Consider the following 26,679-nt stretch of genomic DNA (forward strand, 5'->3'; position numbering starts at 1 on the left):
CTTGGATGGTTAGCCAAGCGCCGTAGCATCAAAATCCGGTGGTGCAAAAAACCGGAAAACTGGATGGCTTTTCTCAAACTCGCCTCGGCTCATATCCTCCTCTGTCTAATTTTGGGATAGGTTCTAAACCACTTCTACGCCGTCCACCAGCGGCCATGAAAGCCTCCTATTCTTGATTGTACATAGGACATCTCTAGCTAATTATACGGCAAAACCAGAATCGCACAAATGTTCCTGACTATATATTTTTGTAAGGATTGCAAGCAATATGCCATTTTCTCAATAAATTCGGAAAAAAAGCAAAAGAAAAGACCCAACCAAGCGGCTGGGTCTTCATCTTTTACTCAAATGGTTTGGATACGGTAGCCGTACTAGACAGCGTTCACAATATTGGAGAAGATCTTACCGATCGCGGGGCCGAGGAGGGCGAGAATAACAATGACGACAACAGCCACCAAAACGAGAATCAACGCGTACTCAACCAGACCTTGACCTTTTTCCTTCGGAGCGAACAACATGTTTTTCACCTCCTTCCTGTTCATAAAGTCGTTCTTTTTTGAACTTGTCCATATTATAAGTGGTTTGAAAAATATTACAAGATCTTTGACATTACAAACACCTTACAGGAACTATTCCGTTTTTTCCCTTTTCTGCCTCCAGCGGGGCGTGGGCAGGCTGGAGGTGCAACTTTTGGGGGCTGTGAGCGTATATACATGCAGAGTGTGATCGTGAATTAGGGCCAAAAATCTACAAGGAGTGCGCTATTGTGCGGGTTTGGAATTAAGCTATAATCAACTTAGCAATTGGAGGAGACCCGAAGGATGGGTTTCTATACGGAAACAATTCTGAAAATGGAGGACGGAACAAAATGAGCGATTTGTTCGAACGGGTGACTGGCGATCAAGATATCTTCAAGAAACTGCTGAGCAAGATCCCTGGCTTCAGCGGCTATATTGAACGCTCCAACCGGCGGCAGGCAGATCAGATTCTGCGCCAGGCTGTCGCGCAGCGTTACGAAGATCAATGGCAGCGCATTTCGGGCTTGCAGCGCGATTTGATCAGCACGGGCGGGATTGCCTATGTGGACGATATGGAAGCTGCGGCGATTAAGCTGCGCCAGTTCATTGACCGGGTGCGCACCGCCTCCTACGGATATTCCGGCTTTTTTGATGCGGTCAAGATCAATGAAGAGGAATTGGCCCAGGTCTATCAATATGATTTAGCTCTGTTGGACGCGGCCGATGAGGTGAAAAACGCGGTGGACAACGTGGAAACCTCGATGGGCACAGACGGCTTGCCGGCGGCCATCCGCCACCTGACCGCTATCGCCCAGCAAAGTGTGGACGCTTATAACCGCCGGTCGGAAGTGATGATCGGCGGGATCACGGGATCGGCCCAGTAATTTGGGCAGCCTGCTGACGACCGTATTTACAGAATTGGAGCGAAAACATGGCTAGAATTTTTGATGTCGTTGAGTATCCCAGTGAGATGGCTGATGAGCTGGTACACCGTTTTCCTGAAACCGGTGTGGCGGACCTGCGCATTGGCTCACAGGTGATTGTACGCGAATCGCAGCGGGTGGTCTTCTTCCGCGACGGCCAGGCGTTGGACAGCTTTGGCCCTGGCCGGCATACCATCGTCACGGCCAACATTCCCAAGCTGATTGACCTGGTGGGAAAGCTGTTTAACGACCGCACGCCTTTCACCGCGGAAGTGTATTACGTATCGGTCAAAGAATTTGCGGATCGCAAATGGGGCACCCCGCAGCCGATTATCGTGCGCAACCCCGGCATGGGCCTGGGCGTGGCGCTGCTGCAGGCGTTTGGCTCCTACAGCTTCCAGGTGAAGGATCCTCAGCAGTTCATCACCCAGATCGTGGGCGCGCAGGGCATTTACCGCACTTCAGACATTGAGAACCGCCTGCGCACGATGCTGCTTTCCAAGCTGCAAGACCTGCTGGGCGAGACCGCTGCCAAGAGCAGCGTGGTGGAACTGATCGGTCTGACGGATGAACTGAGCGCGGGCGTGCGCGCCAAGGCGCAGGATGACTTCGCGGCCATCGGTTTGCTGCTGAAGAGCTTCTACATTGGCAACTTGAAGCCCTCCGAAAAGTCTGCCGAGGAACTGCGGGCGATGGGTATGCTGGACATGACTACCTATACCCAACTGCAGGCGGCGGATGCGCTGCGCGATGCGGCTCAGAACCCGGCCGGCGGCGCTGGCCTGACGGCTGGCATCGGCGCTGGGATGGGTATCGGCAACGTGCTCAGCCAGTCGCTTTCGGGCATGACCCCGGCGGCGGGTGCGGCGGCCACAGGGGCTGCGGTGGGCGCGGGCGCGACCGCAGGAGCGGCAGCCGGTGGGGCGAATATCCCTTCGGTGATGACCCCGGCAGAAGCTGCCCAGATCTTGCGGGTGTCGGAAGAAGATGTGGTCGCGGCGATCAACGCCGGTGACCTGAAGGCGCGCAAGATCGGCAGCGCTTTCCGCATCAGCAAAGAGGCCTTGGAAGAGTTCCTGAAGGGCTAATTGGCCCAGAAACGAATTTTAGCAACCCGGTCCACTGTGGCCGGGTTGTTTTTTCTGAGGACCTGGCCTGGCCGCGAAACCCCTGGGGATTGTCAAAACTTTGCAGGGGCCTTCCATGATATAATTTTTTCGTAGGTGCTTGGACATCCTTCTTTAGGAAGCCTGGGGAGACCGGATGAAGCTTCACGAGTACCAATCCAAAACCATTTTTTCACGCTATAAAATACCGATACCGCGCGGCCGGGTAGCCGCCACGGCCAGCGAAGCCAAGCAGATTGCCGAAGAGCTGGGCGGCCGTGTGGTGATTAAGGCGCAGGTGTTGGTGGGCGGACGGGGGAAAGCCGGTGGAATTCGACTGGCCAAGAACTCAAAAGAGGCAGAGGAACTGGCCACGGTGATCCTGGGCATGGACATCAAAGGGCTGCCGGTGCGCAAGCTGCTGGTGGATGAGACCGTTCGCATTCAGAAAGAGATTTACCTGGGCATCACCAATGACCGCACAATGAACCGGCCAGTGATGATGGCTTCCTCGGAGGGGGGTGTTGAGATCGAGGAAGTGGCGCGGATCAGCCCGGACAAGATCATCAAGACTCATATTGATCCCCTGCTGGGCCTGCGGGACTATCAGGCGCGCGACCTGGCGGTTTCGATTGACTTGCCTCGCGATTTGTGGCGAGGGTTTCAGGAGATTTGCCACGGGCTGTGGAACGCGTACAGCCAGTCAGATGCGTCGTTGGCGGAAATTAACCCGCTGGTGATCACCGTGGAAAACCGGCTGTTGGCTCTGGACGGCAAGATGGTAGTGGATGATAACGCCCTGTTCCGCCATCCTGACCTGGCGGATATGCGCGATTTGGATGTGGAGGCTGCACCTGAAGTGGAGGCGCGCAAATACGGCCTGTCTTACATCCAGCTGGACGGGGAAATTGGCTGTATGGTGAACGGGGCCGGCCTGGCGATGGCCACGATGGATATCATTCAACTGTACGGCGGGACCCCGGCCAACTTTTTGGACATCGGTGGGGGGGCCAGCGCCGAAAAGGTGGGGGCGGCTTTCCGCATTATTCTCAGCGATCCCAAAGTGAAGGTGGTGTTGATCAACATCTTTGGCGGCATCACCCGCTGTGATGAAGTGGCGCGGGGGATTTTGGGGGCGATCTCGGAAGTGAAGCCGAAGATCCCCATGGTGGTGCGCCTGGTGGGGACCAATGCGGCCGAAGGATTGCGGCTGTTGGGGGATGCACACATGGTCACGGCGGAAACCCTGGTGGATGCAGCCCAGACCGCGGTTCGCATGGCGAAGGGAGAGGGACGATGAGCATTCTAGTGGATAAAACCACGCGCTTATTGGTGCAAGGCGTCACCGGCCATGAGGGCTTGTTCCACACCCAGCAGATGGTGGAGTACGGCACGCAGGTGGTGGCGGGGGTAACGCCTGGGCGCGGCGGCGAATGGGTGCTGGACGGCAAAGTTCCCGTGTTTGATTCGGTGCGGCTGGCGGCGGATTACACCGGCGCCAACACCAGTGTAATTTTCGTCCCAGCGCGGGCCGCGGCCGACGCCATGTTTGAGGCGGCGGACGCGGGGATTGAACTGGTGGTGTGCATCACCGAAGGCATTCCGGTGCGCGACATGATGGAAGTGCGGCGTTACTTTGACCAGAAGAATGTACGTCTGATTGGGCCGAACTGCCCGGGGCTGCTGACGCCTGGGGGGGCCAAGGTGGGCATTATCCCGGGGAATATCGCGATACCAGGGAATATCGGCATTGTCTCACGCTCTGGGACGCTGACCTATGAGGTGCTGTACGCGCTGAAGATGGCGGGGATGGGAGCCAGCACCTGCGTGGGCATCGGCGGCGATCCGGTGAACGGGACCAATTTTGTGGATGTGCTGCAGCTGTTTGAAAATGATCCTCACACCGAAAAAGTAGTACTGATCGGTGAAATTGGCGGCAGCGAAGAAGAAAAAGCCGCGGATTTCATCAGCCATCACATGACCAAGATGGCGGCGGCCTTCATCGCCGGCCAGGCGGCACCGCCTGGCAAACGCATGGGCCACGCCGGGGCGATCATTGAATCGGGGTCGGGGACGGCAGCGGAGAAGATTCGGGCGCTGGAGGCAGTTGGCGTGCGTGTAGCCAGGCACCCTGAGGAAATTCCAGCGTTATTGGCGTAGAGTCAGCGGCACAGACAGCCGTAAACCACAACCAGCCGGAGCAGATTGGGTCCACTTCTGGCTGGGCGGTTTACGGCTGAATTGTGAAGTAAGCGCGGGTTAGTTTTTATGTGTACTGATATAGTTCACGGCGTCGCCGACGGACTTGATGGCGCGGGCATCATCGTCAGAAATATTCAGACCGAATTTTTCGCAAAAGCCGTCAATCAGGAAAAACTGATCCATCGAATCCGCTTTGAGATCCTCAATAAAGCGGGTTTCCATGTTGAGGTTGCTGGCATCGATTTTCAGGACTTCGGCGATGACGGTTTTCACATCTTCAAAAGTATCACTCATTTGTAGTTCTCCATTTACCAGGGATGGGTTGATCCATGTATGTATGAATTGTATCTTCAGCGGAAGATCTGTCAAGTCCTCCGCGCCTTGTTCTGGTTAATGATAACCCCGTGATGGGCGCCGGGGTGCGCTGCCGCCGAAAGCTTCGACAGACCGCTCGGCCGGCGCGGCGTATTTTTGATACAATACTTCAAAAAACAGGGCAGGGAACCATGCCAGATAACAGTCAAGTTGCGGGCCGTAAAGCGGATCACATCCGCATCAACCTGGAAGCAGACGTACAGTCGGGAGTCACCACCGGTTTGGAGCGCTATCGTTTTTTAAACGAGGCCCTGCCGGACCTGAATCTGGCCGAAATTGACCTGAGCCAGGAATTATTTGGGCGAACCGTACGCGCGCCCATCCTGATTTCTTCGATGACGGGGGGCACACAGGAGGCGGGTGAGATTAACCGGCGGCTGGCCGAGGCAGCCCAATTTCACGGCATCGCCATGGGCTTGGGTTCCCAGCGGGCGGCGATTGAGCATCCGGAACTGGCGGACAGCTTTCAGGTGCGGAAATTTGCACCGGATATTTTGCTGCTGGCTAACCTGGGGGCGGTACAGTTAAATTACCGCTACGGCACGGCGGAATGTCAGCGGGCGGTGGAACTGGCTGAGGCCGACGCGCTGATTTTGCACCTGAACGCCTTGCAGGAGGCTCTGCAGCCGGAAGGCGAGACGCAGTTTAAAGGACTGCTGCACAAAATTGAGGCGGTGTGCAAGGCGCTGAGCGTGCCCGTAATTGTGAAAGAAGTGGGCTGGGGATTTTCGGCGGCTACGGCGCGGCGGCTGGCACAGGCCGGCGTGGCCGCGATTGACGTGGCGGGGGCAGGCGGCACCTCGTGGTCGCAGGTGGAGATGTACCGCATCGCCGATCCACGACAGGCGCGGGTGGCGGCAGCTTTTCGCCATTGGGGTGTGCCGACCGCGGATTCCATTTTAGAAGTAAAGAGCGGCGCACCGGACCTGCTGGTTTTTGCATCGGGCGGTCTGCGGGATGGGTTGGATATTGCCAAGTCCATCGCGTTGGGAGCCAGATTGGGGGGGATGGCTGGGCCGTTCTTAAAGGCGGCGGCGGTTTCCACCGAAGAGACCATCGGCGCGGTGGATGAAATTCGGCAGGAACTGCAAATCTGCATGTTCGCGGCGGGAGCTGGCAGCCTGGAGCAGTTGGCCCGGACGCGTTTGATTCGGACAGAATAAGCCAGGCGGCCCTGGCATGGGAGGCAGACAACATGGCACTGCGTGAGATGATGACGGCGATGCGGCCCGATGTGGAAGCGCAATTGCAAAAGGTGGTCTACACCATTCAGCCCTACCCAGAACTGCTGAGCATGCTCACTTACCATATGGGTTGGCAGGGGGAAGGGGCCGGCCCCGAGGCACAGGGCAAGCGCATCCGCCCGATTTTGGTGCTGCTGAGCGCGGCGGCGGTGGGCGGCAATTGGCGGGCGGCGCTGCCCGCGGCGGCAAGTGTGGAGCTTCTGCACAATTTCTCGCTGATTCATGACGATATTCAGGATCAGAGTGAGGTGCGGCGGGGACGCCCCACGGTTTGGAAGAAATGGGGTGTGGCTCAGGCGATCAACGCCGGGGATTTGATGTTCACCCTGGCCCAGCAGGCGATCTTGGAACTGGGCACCAGCGCAAACCCGGGTGTGGGGCTGGAGGGCGCGAGAATACTGAACCACACCTGTGTGGCGTTGACCGAGGGACAGTATCTGGATATGGCCAACGAACAGGCGCGCAGCCTGCCGCTGAGCGATTACTGGCCGATGGTGGGTGGAAAAACCGCGGCGCTGCTTTCGGCCTGTGCCGAATTGGGCGGGTTGGCGGCGGGGGGCAGCGAGACTCAGCGCATGGCCCTGCGCACCTTTGGCTGGTCTTTGGGGTTGGCTTTTCAGGTGTTGGACGATTGGCTGGGGATTTGGGGCAACGCCGACAAGATCGGCAAATCAACCAGCAGCGACCTGGTGACGGGCAAGAAAACCTTGCCGGTGGTGTATGCCTTGGCACAGGGAGGTGCCTTTGCCCGCCGCTGGCTGAGCGGGCCGGTGAGCGCTGAAGAAGTGGGTGAGGTGGCGGCCATGTTGGCGGCAGAAGGTGCCGAAGCTTACACCCTGGCCGAGGCTGAACGCCTGACGCGCCAGTCGCGCGAGGCGCTGGACAGCCTGGAAGGTGAGGCGGAAGCCTGCGCGGCGCTGCGCGAGCTGGCTGACGGCCTCTTGCAGCGCCAGGCGTAACCGTCCGCGCGTTCATTTTCTGTGTTTTCAGGGTATAATCAGCCTGTCTGCAAAGCGCGCCCGGCTGTCGGCTGGGCGGCTTTATCATACGCGAGGATTATGAAGGGAGCCGCGCAGTTCGCCACGAGGAACGGGCGCGGGTAAACAGAGCACGATATGGCAGGAAAAAACGGTTCGCTGATTCAGGCCGCGGCCTTACTGGAAAGTCCCACGATGGACCATGACGCAATTCAAGATGCTGTCCGGAAGATTCTTTCGGCGGTGGGGGAAGACCCCCAGCGCGAAGGCTTGCAGCGCACGCCCGAACGGGTGGCGCGGGCCTACGATGAATTGCTGGCGGGGTACCGTATGGACCCGGAAGCTTTGATCAACGGGGCGCTGTTTGAAGATTCGTACGATGAAATGGTCATTGTGCGGGACATTGAATTTTACAGTTTATGCGAACACCACATGCTGCCGTTTATCGGGCGGGCGCATGTGGCTTATATGCCCAATGGGCGCGTTTTGGGGCTTTCTAAGATTCCACGGGTGGTGGATCTTTTTGCGCGGCGCTTGCAGGTGCAGGAGCGCATGACCCGCCAGATCGCGGACTTTTTGAACGAGCTGCTGAAACCGCGCGGGGTGGCAGTGGTGGTGGAAGCCCTGCACCTGTGTTCGATGATGCGCGGCGTGAAAAAGCACGACTCGCGCATGACCACCTCAGCCATGTTGGGCGCATTTCGCAATAATATGGCCACGCGCATGGAGTTTTTGGATAATATCTCGCGCAGTTCCATGCCCCTGCATTTTTAAATTGCTCTCATTGTAGATCCTCTCCGGACGGCTGGCATCTTCGTGGGTGAAGGCTGGCAGCGTTGGAGATCATCGGCAGGCGAGCCAGGCGAATTATTGGACGGTAGATTATTCTCCGCCTGGGCAGCCTCATTGTTCCCTCGATTCATAGGAGAAACGCGCATGGATATCTTCAAGAAGTGTTTTGAGTACACGGACGTCAAAGAAGCCATTGAACAAGGGTTTTACCCATTTTTCATCCCTTTGACTGACAACGAAGGCACAGAGGTGGTGTACCGCGGCCACCGGTTGATTATGTGCGGTTCGAACAATTATCTGGGTCTGACGACCCACCCCAAAGTGCGCGAGGCGGCCATTCAGGCCACGGCGCGTTACGGCACAAGCTGCACAGGTTCCCGCTTTTTGAATGGGACGCTGGAGATGCACGAGCAGCTGGAAAAAGAACTGGCAGAGTGGGTGGGCAAGGATGCCTCGCTGGTCTTCTCGACAGGGATGCAGGCCAATTTGGGGGCGGTGAGCGCGCTGGTGGGGCGCAGCGACGTGGTGATTTTGGACAAGGACGACCACGCCAGCATTGTGGATGGGGCACGGCTGGGGTACGGCAAGATTGAGCGCTTCCGCCACAACGACATGGAGCACCTGGAACGGGTGATGGAATGTCTGCCGGAGAACGCCGGCCGATTGATTGTGGTGGACGGGCTGTTCAGCATGGGCGGTGATTTGGCCCCGCTGCCGGAACTGGTGAAGGTGGCCCAGAAGTTCGGCGCGCGCCTGATGGTGGACGACGCGCACGGCATGGGCGTAATGGGCGGCGGCCGGGGGACGGCGGCGCATTTTGGCCTGACCGAATCGGTGGATTTGATCATGTCCACCTTCAGCAAGTCCTTCGCTTCACTGGGCGGGTTTGTGGCGGGGGACGCGGATGTGATCAGCTACATTAAGCACCACGCGCGTTCGCTCATTTTCAGCGCCAGCATCCCGCCTGCCAACACGGCCGCGGCCCTGGCGGCCCTGGATGTGATGCGCACCGAGCCTGAGCGGGCGCAGCATGTCAACGAAATTGCGGAATACATGCGCAAGGGCTACCGCTCGATGGGGTTCAACGTGGGCGAGTCGGTGACGCCCATCATTCCGGTGATCATTGGGGATGACCAGAAGACTTTCGCTTTTTGGAAGCTGCTGTTTGACGCGGGTGTGTTTGTGAACCCGGTGATCAGCCCGGCGGTTCCGCCGGGAATGCAACTGCTGCGCACCAGCTATATGGCCACCCATACCTATGAACAGATGGACCGCGTGTTGGAGATCTTCGGCCGGATTGGCAAAGAAATCGGCGTGATCTAAGCGATATCCAAAAAAAACGCGCGTGAGGGCCGGTTTCACTGCCTCACGCGCGTTTGATTTTAACCCGGGGAGGGCTTATTTTTCCAGGTAGATGATGCCCAGGGTATTGGGGCCGCAGTGGCTGGCCACGGTGGCTCCGGCATGCGTGATGCAAATCTCCTGGATGGGGGCCAGGGCAGCAATTTCTGCGGCAACAGCCTGAGCGTCTTCGTCACAGCCGGTGTGGGTAATGAACACGCGGTGCAGATCCATTTGCTCCAGATTTTTGCGGAAGGATTCCACCAGGCTGGCGAGGGCTTTTTTGCGCGTGCCGCGCACTTTGCTTTGGATGCCGAGGGTGCCGTCGGGGCGGCACTCAATGACGGGGCGAATTTGCAGCAGGCTGCTCATGACGTTCTGCATGGCCGAACAGCGCCCGCCCATGTAGAGATATTCAAGGGTGTCGATGATAAAAGCAGTGCGAATTTTGGGCGCGGTTTGGGTGATGTCCTGGACAATTTCATCCAGGCTTTTACCAGCGTCACGCAGCTCCGCGGCGCGCAGGGCCAACAGACCGATGCCGGTGGACAGATTGAGGGTGTCCACCACACGGATGGTGCGCTCGGGAAAGGATTGGCTGGCCAGGACGGCACTCTGGTAGGTGGCGGAAAGCTGGCTGCTGATGGTGAGCACCAACAAGTCGCCGTCCAGGGCCTGAAAGGCCGCTTCGAACCTGCCCTGGGGCACGGCGGAGGTTTTGGGCAGCTGGTTGTGGTGCTTAACCCCGGCGAACAGATCCGCCAGGCCAATTTCTTCACCGTCCAGGTAGGTTTGGCCGCCCAGGAATACGCTGAGGGGGACTGTGTGGATATGATAGCGTTCTTTGAGGGCTGGGCTGAGGTCAGCGCAGCTATCGGTTATAATGTGAATCATAATGGGCACCTTTGTATGATTTTCGGATGAAAACAATGGCAACATTATAGCAGGCTTTCTGCTGTCTGCGCGCAGGCTGAACGGCTGAGAGAAAGCTCAGCCGTTTTTATTCCATCACGGCGAGGTGTGTTTTGAAGCGTATTTTGCTCTTTGATCTGGACGGTGTGTTGATTCTGCCGCGCGGCTACCGGGCTGCTGTTCACGACACGCTGACGTATTTTCTGGAAGATCTACACCTGAGCCATTTGGCGGTGGATGACGGCCTGCCGCCGCTGTTTGAATCCCTGGGGGTGACCTCCGAATGGGATATGATCGCCGTTTCGTTGGCGGTGGCGTTGGACGCGGCGGCGGGAGCCTTTCCGCACCTGGCGCAGGTGGGCACACTGGTGCAGATGAAGACCGCGATGGAGAATTTGGACCTGCACGAGCTGCGGGTGGAATGGCGGGAGCGCGTGCGCGCGCTGGGGCCTTTTATGAAGCGCGAGCCTTCGCCTTCAGAGGCGCTGCTGGCGGCTTGCCGCGGGAACGGTACGCATTTGCTGCCAAACCTGAGCGGGCGGGAGATTTTGGAAGATTTGCTGGGGCGCACGCGGGCGCTGTGGAGCTGCCCTACCACGCGCTTTTTCCAGAATCTGGCGCTGGGGGCGGAGATGTTCCGCGAGTATTACGACCAAGAGCCGTATTTGGAGGTGCCCTCTTACCTGCTGGCGATGGATGAGCCGCTGGCGACGCCGGAAACCTCGGCGCGCATCTTGGCGGGGATGCGCAGCGGGGCGCATTTTGCTGCGGCGCTGACTGCCCGGCCCAGCCTGCCGCCGCGTGGGGTGACCAACGAGCCGCGCGAGGAATATTCACCGGAGGCCGAGCTGGCGCTGCAGGCTGTGGGACTGAGCGAGCTGCCCTCGGTGGCCTGGGGGCGGCTGGTGTATCAGGGGAAGAAACTGGGAAAATCACCGGATTTGCTGTTGAAGCCCGCGCCTACGCAGGCCCTGGCGGGCATGGCGGCGGCCCTCACCGGCGACGAGGTGGGCGCGCTGGATTGGGCGGCGGAGATGTTGACCAGCCCGACCCCAGCAGAGACAGCCAAACGGATGCTGCCGGAGAGCCTGGAAGTGCATGTGTTTGAAGATTCGCCGGTGGGGATCCTGGCGGTGCAGCGGGCGGCGGACTTGTTAGCTCAGGCGGCCGTTGCTGTGCAGGTGCGGGGCTGGGGGATTGCCTCGGGGCACCCCGAGAAAACGGAAGCGCTGCGCGCTTTGGGCGCGGAGATCTGCGAGGATGTGAACCAGGCGGTTGCCAGGGCTTTGGGCTAAAACCAACCGCGCTTTTTGAAGAAAAGGACCATTCCACCCGCGATGAGGGCAAACACAACCCACACCAGGGGATATCCCCAGGGGTGGGTTAATTCTGGCATGAAATGAAAATTCATACCGTAGACTCCGGCCACGAAGGACAGCGGCAGGAAGATGGTGGAAACGATGGTGAGGGCCTTCATGACTTCGTTCAGGCGCAAGGAGGTTGAATTCAGGTAGATATCCAGGGCGCTGGTGGCGATATCGCGCAGGGTTTCGGTGAGGTCCTGGATGCGCACCAGATGATCGTAAATGTCGCGGAAGTAGATCTGGCTTTGCTTGTCCACCATGGGGAATTCATCACGGGTGAGGCGGTTGATGATTTCTCGCTGGGGGCTGAGGATGCGGCGCAGGGTCATCAGGCTGTGCTTGATGGACAGGATGCGTTGGAGAGTGATGGGGTGGGGTTTTTGCAGCACGGCGTCTTCCAGGTCATCCAATTCATCATCGAGCTGATCCACCAGGGGCATGTAATCGTCCACCAGGGCGTCGATGATCGCATGACAAAGGAAATCAGAGCCGTTGAGATAGACGCGTTGGTCGCGGGCCAGGCGCTGAATGACGCGTTCGACGGGCGGCATGCTCTCTTCGGCGTAGCAGGTGACCACAAAGTTCTCACCCAGATAGAGGTTTAGTTCGAAGGTTTCCAGGGTATCCAGGCGGTGATCAGGGTGTAAGGCGTGAACGATGAGGAAAAGGTAGCTGCCGAAGTCGTCAATTTTGGGGGGTTGGTAGCCGACGGAGAGGCAGTCTTCAATGGTCAGCGGGTGAAAATTGAATAGGTCTCCCAACACATATTGCGTTTCCTGGGGGGTGGCATTGGCCAGATTAACCCACAATAAATGATCCGGATTCGGCAGACTGATGCGGATTTGGTCAAGGGTGAGGTCTTTATGGCAGTTCTTTTCTTCGTCAAACAGAAAAATTTGGATCATGGCCGAGTTTCCTATCCCATCGCCGTATGAAGTGCACGAATTTGCGGGATGAGTCCGTGAGTTTGGGGTGATAACCGTTATAATTATACTGGTAGATAAGGAATTTCTGACGGCTTGCCGGTGGGTGGGCTTCTTTTACCGCCCTTGTGAAAGGGTGTTTTCTGGGAGAAAAAATGAGCGAATATACCATTGCGGAACTGTTGGAACGAATGCCGGAAGCCTTTGTGCCGGAACGCGCGGCAGGGGTGAATGCCACCGTGCAGCTGCATTTGAGCGGGCCGGGCGGCGGGGATTGGGTGATCACCATCGCCAATCAGCAATGTAAGACGGAAGTGGGCACGATCCCCAACCCGAATTTGACCTTTTTAGCGTCGGCACAGGATTGCCTGGATATTTTTACAGGCAAACTGGATGGAATGAAGGCGTTTATGCTGGGCAAGCTTCAGCTCCGGGGGGATATGAGCCTGGCGATGAAACTGGTGAGTTACTTCAACGTCAACCGCAGTTTCTAGGCAGCACCTGGTGAACAAAAACCGCCGTGGGAAGGCTCAGCCATCTCACGGCGGTGATGTTTCTTGCGGATGAAGGCAGACTTAGAACAAACCCCAATCGTCGGCCAGCCCTTCTTCCATCATCGAAAAATCCCACACATCCAGACCCAGGTCCACATGGGTGGGGCGCTCTAAAATCGATTCAGCCTTTTGGCGGGTGCTTTCGATCATGGCTGGGCCGTAAGGGCAAAAGGGGGTGGTGAGGATCATGCGAATCAGGGCGTGATCGGCTTCGATAGTGACATCGCGAATAAGGCCAAGCTGAATGATATTGAGGCCAATTTCGGGATCAATCACTTCCCGCAGTCCATCGCGCAGAGCGGCGCAAAGTTCGGGATGTTCACTTTCAGCCTGCCAAACAGGCTGGTTGGATCCTGGGGGGGTGGGGGTGGTCATGCGGGTTGATCCTCCGAGGGAGCAAGATCTGAAACGATATAGGTGCAGTGCTGGTCGCCGCGCAGCAGGCATTGGACCTTGGCGGTGGGGATGGCCAGGACGGTGGAGATGAGGGTTTGATCCAGGGAGCAGACTTCGGGGTGCTGTTGGCCCACCTGGTAGTAGGGGCAGCTAATTTCGTGGATCAAATAATGATCGCCTTGTTTTTCCCATTCCACGGAAAAACCTTCTTGAGAAAGCACTTCTTTGATCACTTCCAATTTCTCTTCAATGGGCAGGGCCTGCACTTTTTGGGCGATATCTGTGCCCAGGTCGGTGGCCATCTGGACGAAGAGGCGGTCCACCACCTCGGACGGCAGGGTTTCTTTGAGCTGATCCAGCAAACGGTTGGTGAGGCGAAGGTAGCGGGTGGGGAAGCGCTCCATGCCTTTTTCGGTGAGAGAGTACACCAGGCGAGGGCGGCCCACACCGTGGCGTTCTTCTTCAACGGCAATCAGCCCATCGCCCTGCAAATTGCTGAGGTGGTGGCGGACGGAAATACCGTTAATGCCCACCGCATCAGCCAATTCGTTGATGCTGCAGCGCGGGTGATTAAGCAGGGTGTGTAAGATTCGGTCTCGGGTGCTTTTCATCGGGACATCACGTATGCTATCCATAAAAGGGTACAGCCTTCTCTCTGCGCGGGGCGAAGAGAGATGCGGAACGTACCGCATGTGGGCAGTATATCACAGGCGTTTCAATAATGTCAATATATAAGATTTATATCCTAAATATTCGCTGAGCGGGAGAGTGGGTACAGCTGCACGGAATCAATTTGGATATCTCACGTTATAATACGTACAGGTGCAATTCTTTCGAAGGTTCAAAGGCAGGTGGATTTGAATTCGATTGGGCGAATTTTACTGGCGGCTGCCGCGGCGTTGGGGGGACTGTGGTTTCAGGGGGCGACCCGCGGGCTAACCCAAACCAAAGCGGTGAGCTGGGTGGTTTACGCGGCGGAAAACGCCGGAGGCACAGATCTGTATTGGGCGCGCTCCGACGGGGGGACAGCTGTGGCCCTGACAGATACCCCGGCGCGTGAAGATTTGCCGCGCTTTTCACCGGACGGTACGCGCCTGGCCTTTTTGGAGGGGCAAGGGGAGGCCGCTGGGCTGGTAGTGATGGACGCCGGAGGTCAAAACCGGCTGCGGCTGAGCCCCGACACATTAACGGTGCGGGATTTGGCCTGGTCGCCGGACGGCCAGCAGCTGGCCTTTTCAGCGGCGCCTATTGCGGGCGGTAAGCTGCGCGTTTACACCGCTGCGGCGGACGGCAGCGGCAGTCTGAAGGCCCACAGCGCGGAAAATGAGGCCTGTTGGCAGCCGGTTTGGTCGCCGAGGGGAGACCAACTGGCGGCGATCTGCGCTCCGTTTGGCCCTTCTGAAACCCCTTACCCTGAAAGTCAGGTGGTGCTGATCCAAACGCAAAGCGGTGAACGCCGCGCGCTGATTTCGCAGCTAGGGACGGCCCAGTTTTCACCCGCCTGGTCGCCGGACGGGAAACGCATCGCTTATGCGGCTGCGGGCGGCGGGCAAAGCGGCATCCATGTAGTGGAGACGGCGGAAGGCAGCGCGGATCTGGCTTTGAGCGCGCACGAGGGGGATCATTCGCCGCAGTGGTCACCGGATGGAAGCTGGATTGCCTTTGCCTCAGACCCCGCTATGGGTCAGCGGGCTTTGTTTACCCCGCAGCCCGACGCTCAAGCTGAGATCTATTTGGTGCGGCCGGACGGCAGCGGGCTGCTGCTGCTGGTTTCAGGTTTGCCGTTTGCAGATTTCTGCTGGACAGCGGAGGGAGATCGGATTGTTTTCACGCAGCGGCCTGACGCTCAGACGGGCAATGCGGGATTAAACCTGGCTTCGGTGCGCACTGACGGATCGCAGATGCAGTGGATCACCTCGGTGGAGGGGGCGGCCTTTAGCCCCAGCGCTGCGGCGGGCGGAGGGCTGGAGCCGAGCCTGACTCTGGAGGGGGTGGTGCGAACAGCGGATGGGCAGCCCCTGGCGGGAGTGAGCGTGCATTTGGCGGATTCTGAGCCGGCCCTGACCGGTGCGGACGGACGTTTCAGCTTCCAGCATTTGAGCGCGGGCAGCTACGCGCTGCGGCCGGTGTTGAGCGGGTATCAATTTCAACCGTCAGAGCAGCAGGTGAATTTGCGCCAGGGGGGTGAGGCGGTGGTGTTTGAGGCTGCCCAGGCGGACGGGCTGTTTATCTCTCATATTCAAGCGATTCAAGCGGTGGACGGAGAAGGGCAGCTGACGGCGGGCAAGCCCACTGTGGTGCGCGTGTATGTGGACTGCGGCGAGGGCTGTACCGAGCTGGCGGGGGTCACAGGGACGCTGCGGGGGGTGAGCGGAGAAGGACGCGATTTGGGGATGCTGATGCCGGAACCGGTCAGCATCACGGCTTTCCATGAAGATTGGACGCAGCAGCAGGGCGACCCGCAGCGCAGTCTGAATTTCCTGCTGCCTGAGGAGTGGCTGAGCGGTACCCTGCGGCTGACTGCGGACGTGGGGGGCACACAGCGCGAAACGAGCCTGACCTTTGCGCCGGGGATCCGACTGCGGCTGGCCTGGTTTGATCTGGGATACCGCCCAGCGGCGGGAGCCGGCACGCCGGAACCCGCGCAACAGACCCTGCTGCCAGACCGCAGCGCAGCTCAAGAGGCTGTGCGCGATTTGTGGGATATGCTGCCGTTGGCTCCGGATGGGTTGACCTATGTGTACCAGCCGGGGATTTTTCAGACCTTTGAAAGCACCCTGGATTGCCCGGCTTTGAGCGGCGGCAGCGGCTGCCCGGCGGTGACGGATTATCTGCTGACCCTGCGGCTGCTGTATGAGCGCACGGCCCGTGAAGGACGGTGGGCAGGTGGGGAAGCCCCCGGTCGGGTGATGGCCTGGACGCACCCGGATACACAAAACGACGGGCAGTGCAGCCTGGCGGATACGGGCTGGTCGCACGGCGATACGCTGCCTTCGATCGGAAGAGTGGCTGTGGGCGCTTCCACCTGCACCTTTAACCTGAAAACGATGGATTCCGGCCAGACGCTGACGCGCGAAATGGGCCATTTGCTGAACGCGAACGGGCTGCGCCCAACGGCTGCCAAAAACCGTCTGGCTTGCTGGTGGGGCGAGGCGAACACCACAGGTACCCTGGGAGGCTGGGGAGCGCGGGTGAGCGCATCGGGCTTTGAGCTGTTTGACCCGGCGGCCACTTTTGATGTGTTGTCGTACTGCACACCGGCCTGGGTTTCTCCGGCGACGGCGCAGGCTTTTGGTACCGGCTTTGCCAATCAGGATGTGTTCCTTTCGGGCGGAGATCTTCCCGTAGGCGGGCGGCTGGCGGCGGGGCTGCCGCGAGACATGCGCGCGCCCGCGGAAGGGCAGCTGCTGACGGCTGCGGTGATCCGACAATCGGGGCAAGCGGAGATTCTGCCGGCTTTCCGCATCGCCTCACGCATGCCGCCGCTGGTGGGGGGTGAAACGGGGACCTGCCTGCAGGTGCGCGACGCAGAAGAAAACGTGCTGGAGCAGATGTGCCAGGAATTGGATTACCTGCATCCCACCCTGGGGCAAAACATCGGCGTGGATTTTATCACGGCCAGTTTTACCGCGGACACAGAGCTGGCGGCTTCTTTGGTGGTGGTGCGGGGTGAAACGGAATTGGCCCGGCGGACGGCTTCGGCTAACCCGCCGATGCTGACCCTGCTGGAACCAGCAGGCGGAGAAGCCTGGGCGGACGGGCAAACGGCCTGGGTGCGCTGGCAGGCTTCGGACGCGGATGGGGACGCCCTGAGCTACACGGTTTCGTATAGCCAGGATGAAGGACAGACATGGAACCCCATGTCGACGGGGATCCGCGCCAGTGAACTGGCTGTGGACCCCGCCCGGCTGCCGGGGGGAAAGCCGCTTTGGCTGCGGGTGGACGCCAGCGACGGCTTCTACAGTACCTCGGCCCAGTCGGCTGGAGCGGTGACGGTGACGGATCACGCGCCGGTAGCTGTCATTCTTTCGCCGTTGGATGGGGGCGGCGCCTCAACTCAGGGGGTCTGGCTGCGCGGGTACGCATACGACCTGGAGGATGGGGCCATCACCGGCGAACGGATGGAATGGAATTCCAATCTGGACGGTGTGCTGGGCAGCGGGCCGCAAGTTTTTGCGCGACTGAGCGAAGGGGTGCATGATATTTCGCTGACGGCATCTGACGCAGCGGGAACCTACCGCGGGGTGAGCGTGCGCGTGGACGTGCGCCAGGCGGCCGCGGCTCCCACCGAAGATGCGCCGGCTGGTGCGGTAGGTGAGCCGACTCCGGCTACTGCCCCTGGCATTGTGCTGCCGGGGCTGCCGAATTTGAATATGAATACGCCGGTGTTGTGGTTGGTTCTGGTCGGGCTGATTTTGCTGCTGTTGGTGCTGCTGTTGTGGGTGCTGATTCGGCGGGGGATTCGCCGCCGCGAACGCGAGACGGAAGCCCGCCTGGAGGCTGCCGCGGCCACTGAAAGCCAGCCGGAAGGGTTGGAAGGACGACAAGCGCAGTTTGCTCCCACGCCAGAGCCTGCACCGGAGCAGGCTGCGGTGGTGACCCCGGCGCCCGCGCCGCCCGCAGCGCCAAAGACGGAAGAACGTATGGCGGCGCGTCCGCCGCAGGTGGTGCCGCGCGAGCGCGTGGATGGGGTGGATCTGTTGGCACAGGGGATTCAGCAGGTGAAGGGCGGCAACATCCGCCAGGGGTACGCAATTTTACGCAAGGTACTGGAACAGCAGCCGGACAACGCGGATGCGTGGCTGTGGCTGGGGTGGGCGGCTGCCCGCCAGGGGGATCGGGCGACGGCGCAGCGCTGCTTCTTACGGGCGGCAAAGCTGGGGCACGGCGCAGCAGAGCAGGCCCTGGCCTGGCTGGAACGACAGGCTTAACCGCTGATTTTTACACCAACCGCCGCAGAAGACCGCGGCGGTTGGTTCTTTAAGATATTAGAATATATAAGAATATTATAATAAATATTGACCGAATTACCTCTATTATGATATAATCCGGCCAGATTTCATACATCAACTGCATTTCGGTTCGCCGAAATGAAATTGTGCAAAAAGGAGCAGCGCTTCCATGTCCGTTCTGGAGATTCGCAATTTACATGTCAGCATCGAAGGAAAAGAAATCCTCAAGGGATTGGATTTAACTGTAAAATCCGGCGAGGTGCATGCCATCATGGGCCCCAACGGCACGGGGAAATCCACGCTTTCGTACACGATCATGGGCCATCCGGCCTATGAGGTGACAGACGGCGAGATTTTGTTTAACGGCCAGAACATTCTAGAGATGGAAACGGACGAACGCTCTCGGCTGGGGCTTTTCCTGGCGTTCCAGTACCCGGTGGCGATCCCGGGGGTGACGCTGGCGAACTTCCTGCGCACCGCCCTGAACGCGCGCCGTAAGGCAGTTAACCCGGAAGATAAGGGCATGCCTATTCCCGAATTCCGCAAGATGCTCAAAGAAAAGATGGATATGCTGCGGATGGATCACGCCTTTGCCGGACGTTACTTAAACGACGGCTTTTCGGGCGGTGAGAAGAAGCGCGCCGAAATTTTGCAGATGGCGACACTGAAGCCGGAAATCGCCGTGTTGGATGAGACCGACTCAGGGCTGGATATTGACGCGCTGCGGATTGTCTCCGAAGGCGTGAACACGCTTCGCGGAAAAGACCTGGGCGTGATGGTGATCACCCATTACCAGCGCATCCTGAATTACATCCAGCCGGATTTTGTGCACGTGATGTTGGGCGGGCGCATTGTGGAATCGGGCGGCCCGGAACTGGCCCTGAGCCTGGAAGAGCACGGCTACGAATGGGTGCGTGAAAAGTACGAAGGCGAAGCGGTTAACGGCTAAATTACTGGTATGTGACCTGACTGCCTGGAGGCGATGATGAGTTCAAACCCGCAAGCCGAATATTTAGAGAAGCTGGGTGAGTATAAATACGGGTTCAGCAACCCCGACACCTCGGTGTTTAACACCGGCAAAGGCCTGAATGCGGAAGTTGTGGCGCAGATTTCGGCCATGAAGGGCGAGCCGCAGTGGATGTTGGATTTTCGCCTGAAGGCCCTGGCCCATTTTCAGGCGCGGCCCATTCCCACCTGGGGGCCAGATTTATCGAGCCTGAATCTGGACGATTTGATTTATTATGTGAAGCCCTCGGACAAGGAAGGCCGTTCCTGGGACGATGTGCCGGATGATATTAAGAAGACCTTTGACCGCCTGGGCATCCCCGAAGCCGAGCAGCACTTCTTGGCTGGGCTGGGGGCGCAGTACGAGTCGGAGATGGTGTATCACCGCGTGCAGGAGCACCTGGAAAAAGCGGGCGTGATCTTTGTGAGCATTGAGGACGGCCTGCGCCAGTATCCTGACCTGTTCCGCGAACATTTTGGCACGATCATCCCCATTGAGGACAACAAATTTGCGGCCTTGAACAGCGCGGTATGGTCGGGCGGTTCGTTCGTGTATGTGCCCAAGGGGGTCAAGGTGGATTTGCCGCTGCAGGCATATTTCCGCCTGAACGTGGCCAACATCGGGCAGTTTGAGCGCACCCTGATCATCGCGGATGAAGGCGCGCAGCTGCACTATGTGGAAGGCTGCACGGCCCCGCAGTACACCACCGATTCATTCCACAGCGGTGTGATTGAAATTGTGGTGAAGAAGGGCGCGCGCGTGCGCTACTCCACCATTCAGAACTGGTCGACCAACGTTTATAACCTGGTGACCCAGCGCGCCATCGTCCACGAAGAAGGCACGATGGAATGGGTGGACGCCAACCTGGGTTCGAAGGTGACGATGAAATACCCCTCCTGCTACCTGGTGGGGCGCGGCGCGCACGGGGAAATCCTTTCGATGGCCTTTGCTGGGCCGGGTCAGCAGCAGGACGCGGGCGGTAAAATGGTGCATCTGGCACCCGATACGAGCAGCAAAATCACCTCGAAATCCATCAGCCGCGGCGGCGGGCGGTCTTCGTACCGCGGGCTGCTGAAAGTACACCGCGATGCGGTCAATTCGCGTTCGAATGTGGTCTGCGATGCGCTGCTGTTGGATCCACAGTCGCGTTCGGATACCTATCCGTATATTGAGATTGATCAAGAGCGGGTCAATATTGGGCACGAAGCGTCTGTGTCGAAGGTAGGCGAGGAACAGCTCTTTTACCTGATGAGCCGCGGGTTGAGCGAGGAAGAAGCGACCACGATGGTGGTTTCTGGTTTTATTGAACCGCTGGTCAAGGAACTGCCCATGGAATATGCCGTGGAAATGAACCGCCTGATCCAGCTCCAAATGGAAGGCTCCATCGGTTGAGGAAGGACAGCGAACACTATGGCAGACACCCCTAAAATTGTTCGAGGCGTGCGCCGCAGCGCGGCCGCCCAAGATTTTGTTTTTACAGAAAAAGACCTTCCTGCTGGCGGGCCGAACTTTCTGCAAGCCTTCCGGCAAAACGCCTGGACGGCGTACCAATCCCTGCCCATTCCAACCGTCTCTGAAGAGGCCTGGCGCCGCACGGATTTGAAAGCCTTGCAGCCGCAGCAGTTCCGCATTCCCGCGGAAAACGCGTATCTGGACCTGGAGCCGGCCCCGGCGGAGCTTTTGCGCCCGTTGACAGCCAACCAACACGGCGGTCAGGTGATGCTGATGGCGGGCGGGTCGCATGTGACGCTGGACCCGGAGGTGGCAGCGCAAGGCGTGATCTTCACCGATCTGCGCACGGCCCAGGCGCAGCACCCTGAGCTGTTGGAAAAAGTCATCGGCAAGGTTGTGCGCCCGGGCGAAGGCAAATTCGCGGCGATGGCCGCGGCGCTGGCGCAGAACGGCCTGCTGCTGTATGTGCCGCGCGGCGTGCGTGTGGAACAGCCGCTGCACAGCCTGCTGTGGGGCGCGGGCGAAGGTCTGGCGCATTTCTCACACCTGCTGGTGCACCTGGAAGAAGGCGCTGCGGTGACGTATGTGCACGAGGCAGCTTCCCCCGAGGGCAGCCTCCAGGCGGCCATGCACGCCGGTATTGTGGAACTGTATGTGGGGCCGGGCGCATCGCTGACCTTTGTGGAGCTGCAATCCTGGGGCGAGAATATCTACAATTTCAGCCATGAGCGCGCGCGGGTGGACCGCGACGGCACGCTGGACTGGGTTTTCGGCGCGGTGGGCAGCCATCTGACCAAGAATTTCTCCGACCTGGAACTGGCTGGGCCGGGGAGTGTGGGCAAGATGTCGGGCTTCTACTTCACCGACCATGATCAGCATCTCGATCACGATACCCAGCAGAACCATCTGGCTCCGCATACCACCAGCGACCTGCTCTTCAAGGGCGCGCTGCTGGATCGCAGCCGCTCGGTGTGGCAAGGCATGATTTATGTGGCCCCGGGAGCGGCCAAGACCGACGGGTATCAGGCGAACCGCAATCTGGTGCTGAGTGAGCACGCCCGCGCCGATTCGATCCCTGGTCTGGAGATTTTGGCGGACGACGTGCGCTGCACGCACGGCGCCACGGTGGGCCGGTTGGATGAAGAGCCCGTGTTCTATCTGCTCAGCCGCGGTATCCCCCGACGGATGGCTGAACGGCTGATTGTGGAAGGCTTTTTTGACCCGATTATGCAGCGGATTCCTTTTGAGGGTGTGCGCGCCCGGTTCCAGGCGGCCATTCAAAAGAAGATGCAGGCGATGGGTGACTGACCTTCGATGATTTACCCAGGCTGCGGCCGTGCGGCCACAGCCTGGGTATGATACAATATTCCGTTAAATCTGAACGGCGGAGAAATTAAATGGCACCGGTTCCTTTCATGCGTCCCCCTGATTCTGAATATGTGTTTGATGTGGGTGATATTGTTGAGGTGTTTTGCGACCACGAAAAAGGCGGCCAGCGCATTCGCGGATGGCTCAAGGGGATTGTGGTGCAGGTGGACTCCAAAATGGCGGCTGTGCAGTTTCGCAGCAACGTGTATTTGACCGACGGCTGGATGGTGCCGGACCATATTCTATGGTATCCGGTGAATTCAACCAATATTCGCCTGCCCCGCAAACCAGCCAAACCCAACCTACCGCGGGCGGAGTAATCTCTTTTACCGCATTTGAGTCAACAGTCGAGGATTTCGGTGAACTCTTCCATCCCCTTTGATTTGCAGCGCATTCGCTCCGATTTCCCAACCCTTCAGCGCCAGATTCACAACGGCGTGCCCTTGATCTATCTGGATTCAACCGCGACCGCCCAAAAACCGCAGTCCGTGCTGACGGCGATGGATGAGTATTACCGCCGTTCGAATGCCAATATTCACCGCGGAGTGCACACCCTGGCGGAGGAAGCCACGGCGGCCTATGAAGGCGCACGCCAAAGCATCGCCCAGTTCATTGGAGCGCGTACCGCGCGCGAGGTGATCTTTGTGCGCAACACCACAGAGGCGATCAACCTGGTGGCGATGACCTGGGGGCGGACGCAGCTTCAGACGGGTGATCTGGTGATTTTAACTGAGATGGAGCACCACTCCAACCTGGTTCCGTGGCAGATGTTGGCGGCGGAGCGGGGTTTGCGCCTGGAATTCATCCCGGTGACGGACGACGGCCTGCTGGATCTGGCGGTGTACCAGCAGCTGCTGGAGCAGGGGCCCAAACTGGTGGCTTTTACGCACATGTCCAACGTGCTGGGGACGATTAACCCGGCCAAAGAGATGATCGCGGCGGCACATCAGGCGGGGGCATTGGCTTTGGTGGACGGGGCGCAGAGCGTGCCGCATTTACCGGTGGATGTGCGCGACCTGGACGCGGACTTTTTGGCCTTCTCAGCGCACAAGATGGTGGGGCCGACCGGTATCGGTGTGCTGTACGGCAAAGAAGCTTTGTTGAACGCCATGCCGCCGTTCATGGGCGGTGGGGACATGATCAAGAAAGTGACCCTGCGCACGTTTGCGGCTAACACCCTGCCGCATAAATTCGAGGCGGGGACGCCCGCCATCGCCGAAGGGATTGGCTTTGGGGCGGCGGTGGATTATCTCAAAACCGTGGGCATGCAGGCGGTGGAAGAACACGAACAAACCATCATCCGCTACGCCCTGGAGCGCTTTGCCGAAATCAGCGGGGTGACGGTGATCGGCCCGGCGGCGGAACACAAAGGGGCGGTGTTGGCCTTCACCATGCAGGAAGCGCACCCTCACGACGTGGCGCAATTATTAGACCGCGAAGGCATCGCCGTGCGGGCGGGACATCACTGCGCCATGCCGCTGCACGAACGCTTTAAGCTCCCGGCCACCACACGCGCCAGTTTTTACCTGTATAACACGATCGAAGAAGTGGACCGCCTGGCAGAAGGGGTAGAGAAGGTTAAGCGCATGTTTGCGTAGGGGCAAAGGAGTTGGTTATGGACGACATGTACCGCGAAATCATCATCGAACGCTATAAAGACCCCCATTACCGCGGGACCCTCGATCCGCATGATTACACCTTTGAGGATGAAAATCCCCTGTGCGGCGACCAGATTCGGGTGGATGTGCGCGCGGACGAGGCAGGCATGATCACCGAGGCGGCTTTCAGCGGGCACGGCTGCGCCATTTCTCAGGCATCGGCAGACCTTTTGATCGAGTCCATCCTGGGCAAAAACGTAGAAGACGTGAAGAAAATGACCAAGCAGGATATTCTAGACCTGCTGGGGATTGAATTGGGGCCGGTGCGCCTGAAATGTGCGCTGCTTTCCCTGAAGGTGGTGAAGGCGGGACTGTACGGCCTGGGTGAAGCCAGCGATGCTCTGGTGGACGACGACGAGGAGTTTTAAGCATGGCGGATGAGCACAAAGCGGAGTACACGTTCTACGGCGTGGCAGATGTGGACGAATTACCCAATGGGGAGCGGCTGTATCTGGAAATTGACGGCCAGCCGGTGGTGGTGTTTAACATCGCGGGGTACTTTTACGCGATTTCGGATGTGTGTACGCACGATATGGGCCCGCTGGGGGACGGCGAGGTGGAAGGGCATGAGATTGTTTGCCCGCGGCATGGAGCGCGCTTTGATATCCGCACCGGGGAGGTGAAGAAACTTCCGGCGGTGGGGGATATTGCGGCCTATCCAGTGCAGGTGGTGGAGGGCGAGATCCAGATCGGAATTCGTCACAGTTAAGTTGTTTTTGTCAGGGGGCAATTTCTGCGATGATGGGCAGAATCAATAAAAAGTTTGTACAAACCCTATAACGATTATCGCGATCGAGCGTATAATCATAGGTATGAAGCCCAAATCCCAACTCCGTTTTGATCAAATTGCCCCTGACGCCGACGTGGTCACCGGTGAAGGACGCAGCTTGCGGCTTTCAGACTTGTGGCAAGCCCGTCCTATTGTGCTCGCATTCATTCGTCATTTTGGCTGTCCGCAGTGCAAGACTCTTTTGGATAATTTATCTCAACTGCGCCCGATAATGGAAGAAAATAACCTGGGACTGGTGGTGGTGACCCAGGGTACGCAGGAAGAAACCGCGGTTTTTTGCGCGGAGCGCATCCCCGGCACGCTGTGCCTGGCGGACCCCACGCGGAGCCTGTATCGGGCCTATGGGGTGGGGCGCGGCGGGCTGCGCGAGACCTTCCTTTCAGCTGAGGTGTGGCGGGCGAACGCGCGCGCGGCGAAGAAAGGATTTAAGGCAGAGCTGCCGCCCAAGGGGCAAGATGCTATGCTGATGTCAGCGCTGTTTGTAATTGGGCCGGATGGGCGCATCCGCCTGCCGTACTACTATGACCACATCGCCGATCATCCGCCGGTGGAGGTTTTATTAAGCGGGTTCTTGGGCACGCGCTGGGAGCAGCCTTTTAACGGGGCGATTCATTCAGAGGGAGGCGCGCATGGCGACTAAGGTTTCGAATCCCTCGGCAGACCTGCCAGTTTTTCTGTCTTTCAAAGAAGTATGGCGCAACCGCGGGCGGTTTTTGCTGTTCAGCCTGGTGATCGCCCTGATCACTTTGTTGGTGCTGTTCATTGCGGCGTTGGGTGAGGGGTTGGGCAACGGCAACCGTGAATATTTGGCCAAGCTGGATGCACAGCTGTTGGTGTATTCGGAGAAATCCGATTTCTTGATCGCCGCCAGCCGCGTGGACCCGGCACTGAGCACCTCCATCCGGCGCGTGCCGGGGGTTGAGAACGCCGGCCCGCTGGGGACCTCCTCGGTGAACCTGGTGTCGCGTGAAAGCGGCCAGACTTTGAAGATCTCGCTGATTGGGGCTGAGCCGGGGCGCCCGGGGCTGCCGCCGGTGATTTCTGGGCAGCCGCTGCGTGCCAGCAAAGCCAACGAGATGATCATTGATTCGAATGTGGCTGAGCGCTCGGACATCAAGGTGGGCGATACGGTGGTGGTGCAGTCCACCCAGGGGACGGATACGGAAGAATACCGCCTGCGGGTGATTGGGCTGACTGACAGCCGCCAGTATTCGCTGGCCCCCACGGCGTTTGTGCCTTTTCAGACCTGGGATAAGGTGCGGCCCAAGTCACAGGCGGAGGTGAACAGCAACAACCCCACCGCCAACGTCATCGCGGTGCGGGTGAGCAACCCGGCGGAGATGGAAGTGGTGGAAGCGCGTATTTTTGAGAACATTCAGAATGTGGAGACCGCCACGATTGAAAAGGCCATTCAAAACGTGCCCGGGTACAGCGCCCAGCAAAGCACCATTCAGACCCAGGGCGTGTTCACCCTGTTTATCGGTTTGCTGGTGATTGGCGGCTTTTTCCAAATTCAGGTGCTGCAAAAAGTACCGCAGATTGGGGTGCTGAAGGCGATTGGCGCGCCCAACCCGGTGATCGCGGCAGCTTCGGTGCTGCAAATCTTGATCGTGACGGCTTTGGGCGTGGCCATTGGCGGGCTGCTGACCTTTCTGTTCTCTTTGAGCTTTCCGCCCACGGTGCCGATTGTGTTCAACGGTCAGCGTACGCTGCTTGCCCTGGGGCTGCTGCTGCTGATTGGCCCTGTCGGCGGGCTGGTTTCAATCCGCTACGCAGTTCGCATCGAGCCTTTGAAGGCTTTGGGCTTATCCAGTTAGAGGAAAACA

At 58.8% G+C, this 26,679-nt stretch carries 26 protein-coding genes; 20 read left to right on the forward strand and 6 right to left on the reverse strand.

The features are described from left to right. Window positions 1-371 precede the first annotated feature (371 nt). Window positions 372-518, reverse strand: a complete 147-nt coding sequence (locus ADN01_RS05325) for a Flp family type IVb pilin (RefSeq protein ID WP_062418157.1) — start codon at window positions 516-518, stop codon at window positions 372-374. A gap of 350 nt (window positions 519-868) precedes the next feature. Between ADN01_RS05325 and ADN01_RS05330 the strand changes: the two genes are divergently transcribed. From ADN01_RS05330 to sucD, 4 genes are all read left to right on the forward strand, one after another. Next, window positions 869-1,402 carry a hypothetical protein gene (locus tag ADN01_RS05330; RefSeq protein ID WP_062418158.1) on the forward strand — a complete coding sequence of 178 codons (534 nt, stop codon included), beginning with the start codon at window positions 869-871 and terminating at the stop codon, window positions 1,400-1,402. Between the two features lie 47 nt (window positions 1,403-1,449). Further along, entirely contained in the window at window positions 1,450-2,529 is a 1,080-nt protein-coding gene (locus ADN01_RS05335) for an SPFH domain-containing protein (RefSeq protein ID WP_082142760.1), read from the forward strand. Between the two features lie 175 nt (window positions 2,530-2,704). Beyond that, window positions 2,705-3,847: an ADP-forming succinate--CoA ligase subunit beta gene (gene sucC / locus ADN01_RS05340; protein ID WP_062418160.1), complete on the forward strand. Its 1,143-nt coding sequence runs from the start codon at window positions 2,705-2,707 to the stop codon at window positions 3,845-3,847. Then, a complete protein-coding gene (gene sucD / locus ADN01_RS05345) occupies window positions 3,844-4,707 on the forward strand; it encodes a succinate--CoA ligase subunit alpha (RefSeq protein WP_062418161.1) in 864 nt (287 codons plus the stop codon). The genes sucC and sucD overlap by 4 nt, the downstream gene beginning before the upstream one ends. A 99-nt stretch (window positions 4,708-4,806) precedes the next feature. Here sucD and acpP read toward each other — a convergent pair whose 3' ends face one another. Then, window positions 4,807-5,043: an acyl carrier protein gene (acpP, locus tag ADN01_RS05350; RefSeq protein WP_062418162.1), complete on the reverse strand. Its 237-nt coding sequence runs from the start codon at window positions 5,041-5,043 to the stop codon at window positions 4,807-4,809. 212 nt (window positions 5,044-5,255) lie between these two features. On the opposite strand from acpP, the gene fni reads away from it, so the two are divergent. The 4 genes from fni (at window position 5,256) to ADN01_RS05370 (ending at window position 9,460) form a co-directional block, all read left to right on the forward strand. After that, complete coding sequence (fni, locus tag ADN01_RS05355) at window positions 5,256-6,287, forward strand: type 2 isopentenyl-diphosphate Delta-isomerase (RefSeq protein WP_062418163.1); 1,032 nt, start codon at window positions 5,256-5,258, stop codon at window positions 6,285-6,287. Window positions 6,288-6,319: 32 nt separating this feature from the next. Further along, on the forward strand, window positions 6,320-7,327 hold the full coding sequence (locus ADN01_RS05360) for a polyprenyl synthetase family protein (protein WP_062418164.1): 1,008 nt from the start codon (window positions 6,320-6,322) through the stop codon (window positions 7,325-7,327). A gap of 213 nt (window positions 7,328-7,540) precedes the next feature. Then, entirely contained in the window at window positions 7,541-8,119 is a 579-nt protein-coding gene (gene folE, locus ADN01_RS05365; protein ID WP_082142768.1) for a GTP cyclohydrolase I FolE, read from the forward strand. 162 nt (window positions 8,120-8,281) lie between these two features. Then, a complete protein-coding gene (locus ADN01_RS05370) occupies window positions 8,282-9,460 on the forward strand; it encodes an aminotransferase class I/II-fold pyridoxal phosphate-dependent enzyme (protein WP_062418165.1) in 1,179 nt (392 codons plus the stop codon). 75 nt (window positions 9,461-9,535) lie between these two features. Here the strand turns inward: ADN01_RS05370 and ADN01_RS05375 are convergent, their stop codons facing one another. After that, window positions 9,536-10,372 carry a DegV family protein gene (locus tag ADN01_RS05375; RefSeq protein WP_062418166.1) on the reverse strand — a complete coding sequence of 279 codons (837 nt, stop codon included), beginning with the start codon at window positions 10,370-10,372 and terminating at the stop codon, window positions 9,536-9,538. Between the two features lie 131 nt (window positions 10,373-10,503). On the opposite strand from ADN01_RS05375, the gene ADN01_RS05380 reads away from it, so the two are divergent. Further along, a complete protein-coding gene (locus tag ADN01_RS05380; RefSeq protein WP_062418167.1) occupies window positions 10,504-11,685 on the forward strand; it encodes a hypothetical protein in 1,182 nt (393 codons plus the stop codon). Here the strand turns inward: ADN01_RS05380 and corA are convergent. Next, complete coding sequence (corA, locus tag ADN01_RS05385; protein ID WP_062418168.1) at window positions 11,682-12,659, reverse strand: magnesium/cobalt transporter CorA; 978 nt, start codon at window positions 12,657-12,659, stop codon at window positions 11,682-11,684. The two genes, ADN01_RS05380 and corA, sit on opposite strands and share 4 nt — an antisense overlap. 173 nt (window positions 12,660-12,832) lie before the next feature. Between corA and ADN01_RS05390 the strand changes: the two genes are divergently transcribed. Continuing rightward, on the forward strand, window positions 12,833-13,171 hold the full coding sequence (locus tag ADN01_RS05390; protein ID WP_062418169.1) for an SCP2 sterol-binding domain-containing protein: 339 nt from the start codon (window positions 12,833-12,835) through the stop codon (window positions 13,169-13,171). A gap of 81 nt (window positions 13,172-13,252) precedes the next feature. On the opposite strand, the gene ADN01_RS05395 is transcribed toward ADN01_RS05390, so the two are convergent. Both ADN01_RS05395 and ADN01_RS05400 read right to left on the reverse strand, forming a co-directional pair. Next, window positions 13,253-13,606, reverse strand: coding sequence for a metal-sulfur cluster assembly factor (locus ADN01_RS05395; protein WP_062418170.1), 354 nt, complete (start codon window positions 13,604-13,606; stop codon window positions 13,253-13,255). Next, complete coding sequence (locus ADN01_RS05400) at window positions 13,603-14,238, reverse strand: helix-turn-helix transcriptional regulator (protein ID WP_062418171.1); 636 nt, start codon at window positions 14,236-14,238, stop codon at window positions 13,603-13,605. The genes ADN01_RS05395 and ADN01_RS05400 overlap by 4 nt, the downstream gene beginning before the upstream one ends. Before the next feature lie 246 nt (window positions 14,239-14,484). Here ADN01_RS05400 and ADN01_RS05405 point away from each other — a divergent pair, with 246 nt between their 5' ends. The 10 genes from ADN01_RS05405 to ADN01_RS05450 all read left to right on the forward strand — a co-directional run bounded on the left by ADN01_RS05405 (window position 14,485) and on the right by ADN01_RS05450 (window position 26,670). Next, a complete protein-coding gene (locus ADN01_RS05405; protein ID WP_062418172.1) occupies window positions 14,485-18,558 on the forward strand; it encodes a carboxypeptidase regulatory-like domain-containing protein in 4,074 nt (1,357 codons plus the stop codon). A gap of 190 nt (window positions 18,559-18,748) precedes the next feature. Continuing rightward, entirely contained in the window at window positions 18,749-19,528 is a 780-nt protein-coding gene (gene sufC, locus ADN01_RS05410) for a Fe-S cluster assembly ATPase SufC (protein WP_062418173.1), read from the forward strand. Window positions 19,529-19,564: 36 nt separating this feature from the next. After that, complete coding sequence (gene sufB, locus ADN01_RS05415; RefSeq protein WP_062418174.1) at window positions 19,565-20,977, forward strand: Fe-S cluster assembly protein SufB; 1,413 nt, start codon at window positions 19,565-19,567, stop codon at window positions 20,975-20,977. Between the two features lie 18 nt (window positions 20,978-20,995). Further along, entirely contained in the window at window positions 20,996-22,345 is a 1,350-nt protein-coding gene (gene sufD, locus ADN01_RS05420) for a Fe-S cluster assembly protein SufD (RefSeq protein WP_062418175.1), read from the forward strand. 89 nt (window positions 22,346-22,434) lie between these two features. Further along, window positions 22,435-22,725, forward strand: coding sequence for a hypothetical protein (locus ADN01_RS05425; RefSeq protein ID WP_062418176.1), 291 nt, complete (start codon window positions 22,435-22,437; stop codon window positions 22,723-22,725). 33 nt (window positions 22,726-22,758) lie between these two features. Further along, on the forward strand, window positions 22,759-24,003 hold the full coding sequence (locus tag ADN01_RS05430) for a cysteine desulfurase (RefSeq protein ID WP_062418212.1): 1,245 nt from the start codon (window positions 22,759-22,761) through the stop codon (window positions 24,001-24,003). A gap of 17 nt (window positions 24,004-24,020) precedes the next feature. After that, window positions 24,021-24,431, forward strand: coding sequence for a Fe-S cluster assembly sulfur transfer protein SufU (sufU, locus tag ADN01_RS05435; RefSeq protein WP_062418177.1), 411 nt, complete (start codon window positions 24,021-24,023; stop codon window positions 24,429-24,431). A gap of 2 nt (window positions 24,432-24,433) precedes the next feature. Beyond that, window positions 24,434-24,772: a non-heme iron oxygenase ferredoxin subunit gene (locus ADN01_RS05440; RefSeq protein ID WP_062418178.1), complete on the forward strand. Its 339-nt coding sequence runs from the start codon at window positions 24,434-24,436 to the stop codon at window positions 24,770-24,772. A gap of 103 nt (window positions 24,773-24,875) precedes the next feature. After that, window positions 24,876-25,493 carry a peroxiredoxin-like family protein gene (locus ADN01_RS05445; RefSeq protein WP_075070990.1) on the forward strand — a complete coding sequence of 206 codons (618 nt, stop codon included), beginning with the start codon at window positions 24,876-24,878 and terminating at the stop codon, window positions 25,491-25,493. Beyond that, on the forward strand, window positions 25,483-26,670 hold the full coding sequence (locus tag ADN01_RS05450; protein WP_062418180.1) for an ABC transporter permease: 1,188 nt from the start codon (window positions 25,483-25,485) through the stop codon (window positions 26,668-26,670). Before ADN01_RS05445 ends, ADN01_RS05450 begins: the two co-directional genes overlap by 11 nt. Window positions 26,671-26,679 lie beyond the last annotated feature (9 nt).

This window comes from Levilinea saccharolytica (genome assembly GCF_001306035.1).
GTDB classification, from domain to species: domain Bacteria; phylum Chloroflexota; class Anaerolineae; order Anaerolineales; family Anaerolineaceae; genus Levilinea; species Levilinea saccharolytica.

Coding starts and splice junctions, on each gene's coding strand:
- sucD (WP_062418161.1), top strand. CDS start 3,844: ATGAGCATTCTAGTGGATAAAACCACGCGCTTATTGGTGCAAGGCGTC.
- sucC (WP_062418160.1), top strand. CDS start 2,705: ATGAAGCTTCACGAGTACCAATCCAAAACCATTTTTTCACGCTATAAA.
- ADN01_RS05440 (WP_062418178.1), top strand. CDS start 24,434: ATGGCGGATGAGCACAAAGCGGAGTACACGTTCTACGGCGTGGCAGAT.
- acpP (WP_062418162.1), bottom strand. CDS start 5,043: ATGAGTGATACTTTTGAAGATGTGAAAACCGTCATCGCCGAAGTCCTG.
- ADN01_RS05395 (WP_062418170.1), bottom strand. CDS start 13,606: ATGACCACCCCCACCCCCCCAGGATCCAACCAGCCTGTTTGGCAGGCT.
- ADN01_RS05330 (WP_062418158.1), top strand. CDS start 869: ATGAGCGATTTGTTCGAACGGGTGACTGGCGATCAAGATATCTTCAAG.
- ADN01_RS05400 (WP_062418171.1), bottom strand. CDS start 14,238: ATGAAAAGCACCCGAGACCGAATCTTACACACCCTGCTTAATCACCCG.
- fni (WP_062418163.1), top strand. CDS start 5,256: ATGCCAGATAACAGTCAAGTTGCGGGCCGTAAAGCGGATCACATCCGC.
- ADN01_RS05370 (WP_062418165.1), top strand. CDS start 8,282: ATGGATATCTTCAAGAAGTGTTTTGAGTACACGGACGTCAAAGAAGCC.
- folE (WP_082142768.1), top strand. CDS start 7,541: ATGGACCATGACGCAATTCAAGATGCTGTCCGGAAGATTCTTTCGGCG.
- ADN01_RS05360 (WP_062418164.1), top strand. CDS start 6,320: ATGGCACTGCGTGAGATGATGACGGCGATGCGGCCCGATGTGGAAGCG.
- ADN01_RS05325 (WP_062418157.1), bottom strand. CDS start 518: ATGTTGTTCGCTCCGAAGGAAAAAGGTCAAGGTCTGGTTGAGTACGCG.
- ADN01_RS05425 (WP_062418176.1), top strand. CDS start 22,435: ATGGCACCGGTTCCTTTCATGCGTCCCCCTGATTCTGAATATGTGTTT.
- sufB (WP_062418174.1), top strand. CDS start 19,565: ATGAGTTCAAACCCGCAAGCCGAATATTTAGAGAAGCTGGGTGAGTAT.
- ADN01_RS05375 (WP_062418166.1), bottom strand. CDS start 10,372: ATGATTCACATTATAACCGATAGCTGCGCTGACCTCAGCCCAGCCCTC.
- ADN01_RS05390 (WP_062418169.1), top strand. CDS start 12,833: ATGAGCGAATATACCATTGCGGAACTGTTGGAACGAATGCCGGAAGCC.
- sufD (WP_062418175.1), top strand. CDS start 20,996: ATGGCAGACACCCCTAAAATTGTTCGAGGCGTGCGCCGCAGCGCGGCC.
- ADN01_RS05445 (WP_075070990.1), top strand. CDS start 24,876: ATGAAGCCCAAATCCCAACTCCGTTTTGATCAAATTGCCCCTGACGCC.
- sufC (WP_062418173.1), top strand. CDS start 18,749: ATGTCCGTTCTGGAGATTCGCAATTTACATGTCAGCATCGAAGGAAAA.
- ADN01_RS05450 (WP_062418180.1), top strand. CDS start 25,483: ATGGCGACTAAGGTTTCGAATCCCTCGGCAGACCTGCCAGTTTTTCTG.
- sufU (WP_062418177.1), top strand. CDS start 24,021: ATGGACGACATGTACCGCGAAATCATCATCGAACGCTATAAAGACCCC.
- corA (WP_062418168.1), bottom strand. CDS start 12,659: ATGATCCAAATTTTTCTGTTTGACGAAGAAAAGAACTGCCATAAAGAC.
- ADN01_RS05335 (WP_082142760.1), top strand. CDS start 1,450: ATGGCTAGAATTTTTGATGTCGTTGAGTATCCCAGTGAGATGGCTGAT.